The sequence below is a fragment of the Microcoleus sp. Pol12B4 genome, assembly GCF_036701385.1.
Taxonomy (GTDB): Bacteria; Cyanobacteriota; Cyanobacteriia; order Cyanobacteriales; family Microcoleaceae; genus Microcoleus.
Genome location: NZ_JAUBQR010000181.1, coordinates 1 through 13,580 on the forward strand (window position 1 = coordinate 1; position 13,580 = coordinate 13,580).

The window sequence follows — 13,580 nt, forward strand, 5'->3', positions numbered from 1 at the left end:
ACCAACCAATAATTTCGTGTGATATCCTTAAGCCAATGCTCAAAGTATCAACCCGAAGGCTCGCAGAAGAAAGCTGATTTTACCCACAAAATATCCAAGAGGTCAACATGGAAAGAGAACAGGACGCTCATATCGTACCCATTAGCAACCAGAGCCGACAGGTGCAGCAATTTGCCGTTGACGAGGGAGAAGAGTTAAGCGCGCAGCCTCAGAAAGGATTGAATGTAAAACCGTTGTTGAGGACTTTTCAGCGACAAGCCCTCATCATTATTGGGATTATAGGTCTAGTGGGCGCTGGAGCTGTTTATCAGATCCAGGGAGGCAAGAAAACATATCAAGGCGATTTTCGGATGCTAGTAGAACCCGTGACAACGGAGGCAAGAATTGCTGACCCCGCTGCCCTAGCCAATCGCAGCGAGGGGGGAGGAGTACCTAATCGAGATTTTTTTAGTTTGGACTACGCAACTCAACTTGAAATTCTCAAGAGTCCTCAGATGCTTTCTGCTATTGCCAAACAAGTCCAAAAACGATATCCAAAAGTTACAGAAAAAATTCTTGAAAAAGAATTAATTGTTTTGCGGATGGGAGAAGATCAGATGACGCTCACTAAAATTTTGCAAGTTCGCTTCATGGGGGATGACCCTAAATTAATTGAGTTCGTTTTACAAGAAACTAAAAAGAAATATTTAAAGTACAGTCTTGATGAACGCAAGACTCGGATTGGTGAAGGTGTTAAATTTATTGAAGACCAGCTTCCAGGACTCAATAAGCGCGTAAACGACCTGAAATCGGAGTTACAGGTGATACAGCAGCAGCAAAAGATTACCGATCCTAAAGAACAAGGCGCGCAATTAATCCAGCAAGTTCGTACCGTAGAAACTTTAGAGTTAGAAACTCAAAGGCTACTGCAAGAACAAAAAACGCTGTACGCTAACTTGCAAAAACAATTAGATTTTACACCAAATGAAGCTATTGCGGCTTCAGCTTTAAGCGAAGAACCTCAATATAAAGAGTTGCTGATCAAGGTTAAAGAAGTAGAAGGTCAGATTGCTGTAGAAACAGCTCGTTTTAAATCGGCTAACCCTATAGTGGAAGCTTTAGAGCGCAAGCGGGCAAATTTAGTAGCTTTGCTCAACCAGCAAACTGATAGAATTTTGGGGCAAAACTTAGTAGGCACCCAAGCTAATTCTAAAGTTCAGAATTTTCAAAATTCTATTCGCATAGGCTTGATTAAACAATTGGTGGATACTGCTAACCAAGTTGAAGTCTTAGAAGCTCGCCTTCAAGCAATCACCCAAACTAAAAATAATTTAAACCGACAAGCAACAGAATTCCCCACCATAGCCCGCCGCTACAACGAACTGCAACAGCAATTAGAAGTAGCCGCCCGCACCCGCGATCAACTTTTAAGTCAGCGGGAAACTCTGCGCGTCCAAGCAGCTCAAAGCCAAGTACCTTGGGAAATAATTTCTGAACCAGGCATACCGCGAGATGAGAAGGGCAACCTGATTCCAGTTGCCTCGAAAGCTAAAAATAAATTAATGATGGCAGTTGTTGGAGCGCTAGTTTTGGGTCTGGGAGCTGCTATCCTTATTGAAAAGTTCCGCAATATTTTCTACTGTGCTGATGACGTTAAAGATGCGGTTGAAGCACCTTTATTGGGAGCAATTCCTCTGGACAAAAATGCTAGAAAATTGCCGCCTTCTATTGCTAATGCCTATGCTTATCTGGAAGGAAAAGAGGGTAATAAGAAAAATGCTGCGGAATTTATAGAAGCTTTTGACTCTCTTTATACTAATATCCGCTTTCTTTCTTCCAATCGAACGATTAGCTCTTTGGCAGTTGGTTCGGCTACAGTTGGTGAAGGAAAATCTACCGTTGCTTTAAACTTAGCTCACGTGGCAGCGCTGGCGGGTCAGCGAGTGCTGTTAGTAGACGCGAATTTGCATTCGCCCAGCGTGCACTTGCTGCTGGAACTGCCTAATGTCAAGGGATTGAGCAACTTGCTCGACCATAAAAACGAACCCAATGAAATTATCCAACGATCGCATCTAACAGATAATCTTTTTGTATTAACTGCCGGTCTCCCTGGTCCTGGTACTGCTCGACGGCTGGCATCATCTGGGATGCAGTATTTAATGGAAGAACTTCAGGCAAAATTTGACTTAGTTATCTACGATACGCCGTCGCTCGTTGACAGTAAAGATACGAATTTTTTAGCTGCGCGCACAGATGGCATATTGATGGTTGTAGCAATTAAGCAGGTTCCCTTGTCCGTAGTTCAAAAAGTTTTCAGTCAATTAGAAAATTTTGGCATACCATGCTTAGGTACAGTTGCGAATCATGCCCCTAAACGCAAGAAGTATCCAGCATCTAGAGCCTCAGTTGTTGAAGATAAAAATGAATATTTGAATTTGGCACCAGCATCGTCTCGTATCCGCAAACTAGCTCCTAAAAAAGAGTGATACCCCACAAAGCTGAGGGAGCATCTTAGTGAAAGCACCCAAGGGAGGAATTGGAAGCAGGAGACAGGAGCCAGTAGGAAAGACTCAGAAAGAAGGAGCCAGAACAAGTGTTTTTACAAATATGAGATGCTCCCACAACGATTATCTGCTGCCAACGCGCACCCGTTGGGGAGTTCAAAGTCTGCTGCTGGGCTTGGGGCACCGCGAAACTTTTCGGTACACGATCGCAGGTGGTGATGCACTGTTTTTGAGCAACCTTAGCAGCAATTATTGCATTTGACCACCCCAGTGGCGCTGAAAAATCCATAAAACATCTCGTTTTTCTCTTTATTCAGCAAGCCCTATGTAGGGTGTGTACTTGGCACTTTACCGCGATAAATGTAACCCGCTATAAGTAGCGCGTAAAACCCATTTTTGTGTAATTCCTGTAAGTGTAAATATTTAGGGACATCCCAAACTTTCGCGGGTAGGAACTCCCGTCACGGGATTGACACCATCTGCTTTTTCGCACAGGATAGTTACTTGATAAGCGTCGATAATCGCGTCAGTAAAATCTGCGCCAGAAATTGCAGCATCAAAAAACCGAGTTCGAGTCATAATTGCCTCGGAAAAATTAGCATTCGTCAAATTAGCGCCGTCGAATGTAACTCTATCTGCCAAAGCACCGGATAGGTTAGCACCTGATAAGTTGGCATTTAGTAAAACTCCCTTAGTCAAAATCGCATTAGTTAAATCAGCACCTTGAAAATTTGTTCCCCGCATTTCGGCAGCGACAAATGTTCCCCCCGCTAAATTTGAGTTGGAAAAATCGCGATCGGACAAATTAATATTTGTGTAATTAATATTTGTTTTCGGCAGGGCAAATGCCGGAGTAGCACTCAGCAGCACCCACCCCAAAGCCAACACTAAACTTACAAATAGGTTTAGGAAAATTCTGAAAACACTTTTCACAGATATTGCACTCATGGTAATTGACTCATGACTAATTAAAATCGCTTTACCCAATCTTCGCCAACGCGAAGCGTCAAGTCAGAATTTATTTCACCCGTAGAAGATGCTTCAATTTTACCGCCTCCTAATTCTTTTTGCAGTAAATTAGCTGCCTCTAAATCGCCTTGCTGAACAATAATTTGACTTTGACGCTCCTTCTGGGGCGAATCCTGCACTACAGATACATTAAAAAAGCCCTTTTTTGTGAGAAATTCACCAACGTTTTTTGCGGTGGTCGGTTTGCTAGAAGCATTTTGGACGGCTATTTTGAGGTTTTTGGGCAAAACGGGCGCGCTTGGATTGGGAAGTCGTCCTTGGGCAAAATCCAGCACGCCCGGGTTTAAATATTGTGTCATAATGCGCTCAAGCCCGATCGCATCTACAATCCAATAACTCCTCAAATCGGCTTGTTCTGAACTAGAACTTCCAGGCAACATTACCATTTTAAAATTCTCTCGATCCAATTGCAAACCAAAATTTGCCAGCGTCAATATTTCCTCATAATTTAGGTTTGTATCCACATATTTTTGCATCAATCGCACAATTTGTGGCAAGCGCACCAATACTGATGGACTTGTGAGGCGGTTCCGAATAGCTTGAATTAAAGATTGCTGCCGCTGAATGCGACCAATATCTCCTAAACCATCGTTGCGAAATCGAGCAAATTGTTCTGTTTGTTCTCCGTTGAGAGTTTGCCATCCCTTGGCTAAGTTTATTTTTAACTTTTGGGCGCTATCTGTATACGACATGGCGCGAGGTACAAATACCTCAACTCCGCCCACTAAATCGACTAATTCCCGAAACGCATTGCTGCTGACTCGCACGTATCGTTCAATTCTCGTATTGTTCAGCATACTGCTAACCAATCGAGTCGCCAAAGCTGCTCCTCCCGTAGCATTGGCTTCGCTAATTTTGCTAAAGCTAATTCCGGAAACTTCGACTTTAGTATCTCGTGGAACTGAAAGCAAACTAATAGATTTATCTCTAGGATCGAGGTGAAATAAGAGTATTGTATCGCTGCGGCCCTCAAAAATCTTAGGGCCATTGGCTGCGGCTTCAGGTACGCCGTCAATTCCCAATATCAAGATATTAACTGACCGCGACAGGCGGTATCCAGAGCGGTTGGAGGATAGATAGTCAAAGCCAGTCGCCTCTAATACTCTATTGATAATTGGGGGTTCCACGGGAGCTAACAGGGCAGTAATTGCCCCCATTGTGGCCGAGATGGCGGCGGTGAAGACTAGGAAAAATAGCCCCACTATATACAGGAAGAATTTAGGCTTTTTTCGAGAGGTTTGATCGACTGGTGTAACAAAGTCTCTTTTAAAAATTGACAAGTTTTTCATTGACTTGCTGTTGGTTATTGCAGTTTTTCAGCTTTGCAGTAAAACTTGGGCGGTGCTTCTGGAAAGTATTTGAACATAGCCGGACACAGCCAGCCTTCGAGATTTTTGGATTCCCACCGATACCAGTTACCGCCGTATTCTGCTTTCAACCACAGCATTTCTGCTTGATATCCGGGAAATGGATTGGCTGAAAATAAAAGTCGGAAACCTTGAGCGGCATTGGGAATGTCTGCGACGAGCGCGTTAATCATTTCCGGGACGCCCTGAACAAATGGTTCTCGCACAAGTCCGACTCGCTCGTCGTCAAAAACCCAGGTGTACTGTTCGCGATAGGGGTAAATTACCATCATGGCATTGGACATGGTATTTTCCTCTTTTCCTTTCCTTTGTTTTGTCTGGGAAAATGCAAATGTTGATACATTATATTGTGTTGCGCGGAAGTTGGGCGCTATCCGATTTGACAACCCTGTTTTCACTTAAGAAATTTCGCGGGCTATTTACAAACTTTATTGGGCTTGGGGGGATTGGAGAAATCTATGGCTATCGGGCTTGAGAGCAGTTTTTTTAATTTTTTTTGAGCTGAGGTAAATGGTGACAACTTAAAAAAGTGTTAAAGATTATTAGTTGCCGGATTTTTCCCTCTAATTGTGCCTTGTTTGATAACAATTATTATGTTGGTAGTAAGGACGAATACTCTGTATTCATTAAAACTATGAATACTTCATCCTAACTAGAAACCTATAACTGTGAGTAGCTCGGTGTTATGTTTATTTTCGCGAAGCTTTAGCTCAAATTTTCGTCAGCTCAACCAGCGCCTTAGCTAAATATTGATACTGTGGCAAAGTATTGTACAACTGAGACGAAATCCTCACCAACTGCTTGCTAGCATCCGGCCAAGGAATCACCGGAACTTCTATCTTGAAAATCTCCCACAGTGCCTCTTGCAAAGGTGGAATCCCTCCCTTTACAACCACATCAGACTGAGAGTCTACCAGTTGCACAACCGCCATCGAACCCACCATTTCATCAGGACAAGGCAGTGGCAAATCTAATTTGTCTGCCAATATTTTTCTACCCGCCAAGGCTAAAACATGATTTTTTGCCCTCAACTCCGGCCAGCCGCCGCTCAACAAAGAACCCATAAAATCAATAGCTACAGGCACGCACAAATAGGGACTAGGATCGACAGTTCCCATCCAATCAAATTCTAATTGAAAGCGCGATTTATCAGCGCGGGGCGAGTTAGCACCGTGACTGATCGTAGTTGGGCGAATGGCATTTTGCTTGTCGCGCCGCACGTATAAAAAGCCCGCACCTTTGGGCGTACACAGCCATTTGTGGCAATTTCCGGTATAGTAAGCCGCGCCAATTTCATCTAAATTCAGCGCGACCATTCCCGGCGCGTGAGCTCCGTCTACTAATACATCGACGCCACGGTTAGCTAACTCGCCTACTAATTGTTTGATGGGAAATATTAAACCTGTTTGGCTGACAACGTGGTCTAATAAGGCTAACTTTGTTTGAGGTGAAACGCACTTAATTATTGCTTCAATAATTTGGTCGGGTGACTCAATTGGAAACGGGACTTGTGCTACTATTACTTTAGCGCCTGTACGCTCGGCTACAAAATTAAGTGTGTTGCGGCAAGCGTTGTATTCCTGATTTGTAGTTAGCAATTCGTCGCCCGGAGAAAAACAGAGCGATCGCAAAACAGCATTTACTCCCGTCGTGGCATTCGGCACAAAAGCCAAGTCCTCCTCAGCCGCACCGAGAAATGCTGCTAATTGATTTCTCGCATTATCCAACAAGGGTTCAAATTCCCGCAGTAAAAAGCGCAATGGTTCTCTTTCCAGTTGTTCCCGAAAAATAGTTTGCGCTTCGAGTACGGGAATCGGACAAGCCCCAAAAGAGCCGTGATTGAGGAAGGTTATATTGCGATCGAGCAACCAATATTCGTTAATCATTAGTAATTAATCATTAGTCAGTAGTCATTAGTCATTAGTCAGTTAACTGTCAACTGTCAACCATTTTACCTTTTAATTGCTCAAACTCTTCTAATGTATTGCAATTGGATAACATTACTGCTTCTCGTTCCCCTACAGGTAGAGGGATGGCGGAGATTTGATTTAACCACACTTGAAAGGAACGTCCCCCTTTGTCAATAAAACTTTGCAAATTGGGCAGAGATTGTTGGCGGTAGAAGCCACACAAAGGCTCCCAGCGCGAATTGTGATAAGGCACAACTGCTAAAGTTGATCGGGGAAATTCTGTTAACTGACTTGCCCACTTCTGAATAATCGGGCCATCCAACAAAGGCAAATCACAAGCTAACAGTAAAATCCACTCGGCTGCAATTTCTGTCAATCCCTGAGTCAATGCAACCAATGGCCCGGAGCCTGGATTGTACTCTACCAGAAATTGTGATGTTTCAGTTAAGGTCGATCGATAGCGATCGGGCCAAGCAGTCAGAACATAAACTGCTGGCGTTACAACTGCCGCCACTTCCAACGCCCGCTGCAATAGGGATTTGCCCTCAATTTCCAGCAGAGCTTTATCCCTACCCATCCGCGAACTTTGGCCGCCGGCAAGCACAATTACAGCAATTTGATGGTTAGTCATTAAGTCAGTAGTCAGTAGTCATCGTAAGAATTGCCTGTTTTGAACAGGCTTTCGGGCCTGTTCCACAATAATTATTGGAGATGTCTAGTAGTCAGTAGTCAGTAGTTAACGGTTAACTGTCAACTTTCAACTGTCATTCTCAACTCAAAACGCTAACGGCTTGGCTAACTTCCTCAAGTTTTTGCACGACTTGACCACTACTCAATAAAGTTTCTGCCTCAATCAAACCCGAGTTCATATCCAAACAAATTCCGCTGCGCCACAGATAAAATCCGCCGTTCCAGATAGCGGACTGCATCAATTCCGAGGGTTTTCCCAGCAACACTTCCGGCATTTGTTTGAATAACTCAGAGGTTGATTCAAAGGCAGGATTTGTGCTGCTAAAACCGTAATCTCCGTGGGCCAAAAGCACTCGCTCGAAGTCAGAGTCCGGCTTAGCAATGCCGATAATCGCAGTACGATCGCGCGGCAAATCGCAGCTTCCCTCCAATCCCTTGACAGTGGTATAATTTTTGATTCCCCGCAACTCAAAGGCTTTTTGAAACATACCTTCTGTGGGCGGGTGGACATAGCCGGAGATGACATTAACGTCCCCGGCACAGGGACACCACATCAACTCCATTGTGGAAAAAGGTGGTCGTTTACCAATTTCGCGGCGGTAGGGTACTAAAGCCGCTGCTTGAGGAAAATGCTTGGGGAGGTAAACAAAACCTAAACCCGTACTGTCAAAAACTTGCTGGACTTTTTCTAAAGTCAGTTTTCTCCAGTCTACTCCCAAACCGCGCCAAATTTCAATCAGGGGAATGCCTTCCTTGGTTGGCATGGTATCGCCCCCGTGCATGAGGCTTGGGACGCCAGAGGCGGCTAAAATTAGGGCTGTTAAAGGGCTAATTGGAGCCGTGCGCGATCGCCCGTCGTAAGCAACGCCAAACACGGCGACGGTAGAGACGGAAAACCCTTTTTCTCGGTTTGGGGGGGCAAGCATAGGGCCCAATTCTTCATAAGCATCGAGCATTCCGGCTAATTCTTCCCCAGTGGGCCGTTTAATGCGGTGGGCAATCATAAAAGCTCCGATTTGAGCCGGTGTTGCTTCCCCCAGCAGCATCATCCGCGTAGCTGCTGCTGCTTCGGAACGAGTTAAGTTTTCTCCTGTGTGTACTCCGCTGCCAATTTTTCGCAGCAATTCTCTAAATGCGTCACTCATAACTTTTGAAGTTAGTAATTGGTAGTTAGTAATTGGTAATATTTGAATCGTTTTAAATTTAAAATTCCCAAAATTCAATTCAAAATTATCTAATTAACTGCCTGATTTTTCTAGCTTGATTACATCAAGTGGCGGCACAAATTCGCGTACCAGATTCCAAAAATGGGCGATAGGCGGAATTTGCATTCGATCGTGAGTTGTCACTAATACCACTTCGCGAGTCCAAGTGGGATCTGCTGCCAATTGACCGATCGCCGAAACCTTGGAATTTGACCGCTCGTGGGCTATCGACCGCACTGCTAAAGTGCGATCGCCCTTCGCGTCCACCAAAGCTGAATGCGGCAGCAAAGCAATCAATTCTCCCTGTCGCACCACACCCCGAAAAGCATCAAGAGTGTTGAGTTCCAAAACAGCATGAAGTTTAGCACCGATGCGTCCAAATTGTTCTTGCACCATCCGCTGCATTCCGTACCCGTCCTTAAACACCACTTGCGGGTAACAAATCAATTCCGGCCAAGGTACTCGATCGTACTCGGCCAGGGGATGACTAGCGGCCATCAACACCTCGATCGGCTCATTGTAGAGCACCTCAACCAACATTTCCGGGGCTTGAGTAAAATGGCGGTTGTTCATCACCACCGCGATGTCCACCAAACCGTCTTTGAGGACTTTCAGAGCTCGATCGCTCCCGAGGGAGGTCACCCGCAACTGAACGTCTGGATAGTCGCGGCAAAACTTTTGCAGCACAGGCGGCAAATAAGCAGCGCAAACCGAGTGAATCGCAGCCACGCAAAGTTCCGGCTGCTTTCCCGCCCGTAAGTCTCCCAATTCTTCAGCAGCATTTTGCCAAGTCTGACATATTTTGCGAGCGTGAGGTAACAGGCATTCCCCTCCCACAGTCAGTTTCGCGTGGGCTGTGCGGTGAAACAGCGACAAACCCACTTCCGCTTCTAATCCCTGCACTTGGCGGCTAATAGTCGATTGGGTAACGCCGCACTTCCGGGCCGCTTGCTGAAAGCTACCAGTTTCAGCAACTGAAAGAAATGCTTGAAGCTGCTCTAAGCGCATGGAGGTTTAATTAGAGATGGTTTCAGAAATTTTACTGGAAGATAATCTGTGACATTAACCGATTTAGTAGCAGAATTTAGTAGACTTTGATACAGGTACAGATTAGTTTTGATTCCGGGGCGAGAGGCGGGGATGCTACGCTCCAAGCATCAATCTGCTCCGGCAGGATTTCTAAGCCTCCAAGTAGAAGTCGGTTCTCCTATGTTGAAAGGATTTCTGAATCTGCAAACTTATCAAAAAATAGATTCAATAAAGATGAGTTTATCGAATATTGCCAGCTTCTAGCTAAACCGTTTCAATGAACGGCACTCTAGTAATCCCTTCATCAAGTGAGTTCAATTTATCTGTTTTTACGTCAGTTGTGAATTCAAAAGATAGCATTGAATTGCGTACATCCTTGGGAATTATAGTACCTCACTCTCCCTAAACCTCTCAATAAATGTACGAATATTGCAGGCAGGTTAAATCCTGCTATGAACTTTCCTCCCCGAACTAAAGTCACTCTTGTTTTATGTTTTTTTGTGTATAAACTAGAAATTAGCGGGTCAGCAACACAAGTGCAACTAGGATCGATCGCACAGCAAAGCCGAAATGCTGCCATTTTATTAAGATTATGTCATTTAACCACAATTTTATTCTGCAAGGCGGATGTTGCCAGTGGCAAGCCCAGTTGATGGGACTGCACGCGGTCAGCGATGTGTTAATTGCCTTGGCTTATTATTCAATTCCAGCACTTCTGACATACTATGCCCGGAAGCAGCCGGACGTGCCTTTGAGTAAGGGATTTCTCGTATTGGGAGCCTGGTTTTTCTGGGGCGGGACAACTCACTTGATGCAAGTTTGGATGCTGCTGCATCCCAGCGAATGGCTGTCAAGTTCGATCGCCGCCTTAACCGCTATCATGTCTTTGTGGGCTTTAGCATCCCTGACACCCTGGATTTCTGAATTTTTGGCTATGGCTGGAGCGGCCTTTTTTGCAGGAAATACGGCGCTGCGAACCCAAAAGGTCGATCGACCGCAAGCCGACTCTGCTATTAAAAATTCCTTCCCATCCCCCACAAGCGAACTCCAGCAAATTAACCAGCAATTACTTGCAGAAATAACACAGCGCGAGCGAGTCGAGGAACTCCTACTTGACGCTGTAGACAAGTTACAAGAAAGCGAAGAACGCTTCCGCGTTTTTCAGGAATTATCTCTAGACGGATTTAACGTGTTCCGCAGCATCAGCGACGAATCCACAATTGTGGATTTTGAATGGGAATACGTCAATCCCGCAGCGGCAAAAATTCAGCAGAGTACCCCTGAAGAATTAATCGGCAAGCGATTGCTGCAAGTGCTGCCCGGCCATAAAGATAACAATTTGTTCGACCGTTACGTTGAAGTTCTAGAAACAGGAATTCCCCTAGAAACCGAGATTTATTACAACAGCGAAGGCATTGTTGGCTGGTTTCGGATTATGACCGTTAAACTGGGCGATGGCATTGCTATTTCTTTTGGGGATATTACTAAGCGCAAGCAAGTAGAAGCATCCTTGCGCGAGGCGCTGCAAAAACTAACTTCTCATTTTGAAAACACCCCCCTAGCGGTGATTGAGTGGGATGAAAACTTTCGGATTAGTGGGTGGTCGCCTGCGGCAAAAAAGATTTTTGGTTGGGAAAAAATAGAAGTTTTAGGCAAGCATTTTAGCGAATGGAAATTTATTTATAATGGCGATTTTGAAGAGGTAGAATCGGCAATTTATAGTTTAAAAAAACCAGAAAATCGCTGCAATGTAGTTCGCAACAGGAATTATAATAAGTGGGGTTCGTTGGTACACTGCGAGTGGTACAATTCGGCTTTTTACAGCGATTCTGGACAGTTGATATCGGTGATGTCTCTGGTTTTGGACGTGACGGAACGCTTTAAATTTCTGGAAGTGCTGCGACAGTCTGAAGAGCGGTTTCGGATTGCGGCAGAAAGTGCCAGTGATTTAATTTATGAATGGGATATCGAAACCGGGATCGTGCTGTGGTTCGGTCACGTAGACGAACATTTGGAGTACGCAAAAGGCGGATTTCCGAGGACAAGAGCAGCTTGGAACAGTATTGTGCACCCGATCGACCGCGATCGAGTTTTGGCAGCGGTCGATCGGTATTTGAGTGCGCCAGACAGTTCTGCCACCCCATTTTTTCAGGAATACCGCGTTCAGTGCCAGCGGGGCCGCTTGCTCCACTGGATCGATCGAGGCAAAGCAGTGCTTGACAAACAAGGCAATCCCTACAAATGGATCGGCGTGATTAGCGACATCACCGCTCGCAAAGAGGCCGAAGAACAGAGGAATTGGGCATTGGCCCGGGAACAGGCCGCCCGTCGCCAAGCCGAAGCCAGCGAACAGTTGTACCGCGTCCTTGCTGAAGCTATCCCGCAAATAGTTTGGACTGCCAGACCCGACGGCTGGCTCGACTACTACAACCAGCGCTGGTTTGAATATACTGGCTTGACGCTGGAGGAAACTCAAGGCTGGGGGTGGCAGCTACCTCTACATCCAGATGACGTGGAAGATGCTGTAGAAAGTTGGAAGACCTCGGTGGAGACAGGGAAGACTTACGAGGTGGAATACCGCTTTAAACGGGCATCTGACGGAGCTTACCGCTGGCATCTGGGCAGGGCATTGCCCGTGCGCGACGCTGAGGGGAAAATTCTCAAATGGTTCGGGACTTGTACTGATATTGACGATCGCCAGCGATCGGCCCAAACAGCCTATTTTAGCGCTCAAGCCTTGGCTTTGCTGTCGTCGGCTTCCCTAGATTACGAGAAGGCGCTGCAAGGTTTGGCAGATTTAACAGTACCGGCGCTGGGGGATTGGTGCTGTGTGCATTTACTCGATACCGACGGCTCGATCCGCTTGCAAGCAGTTGCTCACTCAGATCCCAGCAAAGTCGCTCTGCTGTGGCAAATTGATCGGCGTATGCCGCTAGACCCCCATGGACGGCACGGAGTAGCAAAGGTGCTACGGACTGGTGAGTCGAAGCTCTACCCAGAAATACCGGAATGGGTGATCGAGGCGGTTGTGCCAGACAGGGAACTGCAGTTGGTGCTGCGATCTCAATCCCAGGTTCTGTCGGCAATCTGCGTGCCGCTGATCGCTCGTGGTCGGACGCTGGGAGCGATTTCGCTGCTGTGCGGGGAGTCGGGCCGCCGCTGCGGGGAGAGCGATTTGGTTTTGCTGCAGGATTTGGCGCGGGATGCGGCGGTGGCTATCGACAATGCGCGGCTTTACCGGGAAGCAGACGAGGCCAACCGGATTAAAGACCAGTTTTTGGGAACGCTTTCTCACGAGTTGCGGACGCCTCTGAACGCGATTTTGGGCTGGGCCCAGATGCTGCGGCAGCGCAAATTGAGTCCGGAAAAAACGGCTGTGGGTTTGGAGACTATTGAGCGAAACGCGCGGTTGCAGACTCAGATGATTGAGGATTTGCTGGACGTTTCCCGGATTGTGAGTGGCAAAGTGTGTTTGAAACTGTGCCCGGTGGATTTGGCACGGATTGTAGAAACGGCAGTGAAGGCGCTCAGCCCTGATGCTGAAGCTAGGGGAATTGAAGTGGTGAGTTTTTGTGATGAAGGGGTGAGCTTGGTGAGGGGCGATGCTACTCGTTTGCAGCAGGTGGTGTGGAATTTGCTCTCGAATGCTATTAAGTTTACGCCGCCGTCGGGTCGCGTGGAAATCACGCTATCGGAGGATGGGGAACCGGGAGCAGCGGGTGGCGCCATGTTATCTGGGCCGTCTCCGGTTCACTCTGTTTCGATCGTTTTCAGAGATACGGGAATTGGCATCAGCAAGGAGTTTTTGCCCTTTGTGTTCGATCGCTTCCGCCAAGCTGACAGCACTTCTACGCGCAATTACGGCGG

General features: G+C 46.4%; 9 protein-coding genes. 2 read left to right on the top strand and 7 right to left on the bottom strand.

Annotated elements, in window-relative coordinates; genetic code table 11:
• The first annotated feature begins 107 nt into the window (after positions 1-107).
• Positions 108-2,465: a polysaccharide biosynthesis tyrosine autokinase gene (locus QUA38_RS21650; protein ID WP_333165413.1), complete on the top strand. Its 2,358-nt coding sequence runs from the start codon at positions 108-110 to the stop codon at positions 2,463-2,465.
• Positions 2,466-2,906: 441 nt separating this feature from the next.
• Here the strand turns inward: QUA38_RS21650 and QUA38_RS21655 are convergent, their stop codons facing one another.
• The 7 genes from QUA38_RS21655 to QUA38_RS21685 form a co-directional block, all read right to left on the bottom strand.
• The gene (locus tag QUA38_RS21655) at positions 2,907-3,431 is read right to left on the bottom strand and encodes a pentapeptide repeat-containing protein (RefSeq protein ID WP_333165416.1); all 525 of its coding nucleotides are present in this window, start codon (positions 3,429-3,431) and stop codon (positions 2,907-2,909) included.
• 20 nt (positions 3,432-3,451) lie between these two features.
• Complete coding sequence (locus QUA38_RS21660; RefSeq protein ID WP_333165419.1) at positions 3,452-4,801, bottom strand: LCP family protein; 1,350 nt, start codon at positions 4,799-4,801, stop codon at positions 3,452-3,454.
• A 14-nt stretch (positions 4,802-4,815) separates the two neighbouring features.
• Positions 4,816-5,163 (bottom strand): DUF6717 family protein, encoded by a 348-nt coding sequence (locus tag QUA38_RS21665; protein ID WP_015175132.1) that lies wholly within the window; start codon positions 5,161-5,163, stop codon positions 4,816-4,818.
• 426 nt (positions 5,164-5,589) lie between these two features.
• Entirely contained in the window at positions 5,590-6,765 is a 1,176-nt protein-coding gene (locus QUA38_RS21670) for an aminotransferase class V-fold PLP-dependent enzyme (protein WP_333165422.1), read from the bottom strand.
• Between the two features lie 49 nt (positions 6,766-6,814).
• On the bottom strand, positions 6,815-7,420 hold the full coding sequence (locus QUA38_RS21675) for a molybdenum cofactor guanylyltransferase (RefSeq protein WP_333165424.1): 606 nt from the start codon (positions 7,418-7,420) through the stop codon (positions 6,815-6,817).
• Between the two features lie 139 nt (positions 7,421-7,559).
• Positions 7,560-8,624, bottom strand: a complete 1,065-nt coding sequence (locus QUA38_RS21680; protein WP_333165427.1) for an anthranilate phosphoribosyltransferase family protein — start codon at positions 8,622-8,624, stop codon at positions 7,560-7,562.
• A 93-nt stretch (positions 8,625-8,717) separates the two neighbouring features.
• Complete coding sequence (locus QUA38_RS21685; protein ID WP_333165429.1) at positions 8,718-9,692, bottom strand: LysR family transcriptional regulator; 975 nt, start codon at positions 9,690-9,692, stop codon at positions 8,718-8,720.
• 613 nt (positions 9,693-10,305) lie between these two features.
• Between QUA38_RS21685 and QUA38_RS21690 the strand changes: the two genes are divergently transcribed.
• On the top strand, positions 10,306-13,580 hold a 3,275-nt coding region (locus QUA38_RS21690; RefSeq protein ID WP_333165432.1), incomplete at its 3' end, for a PAS domain S-box protein.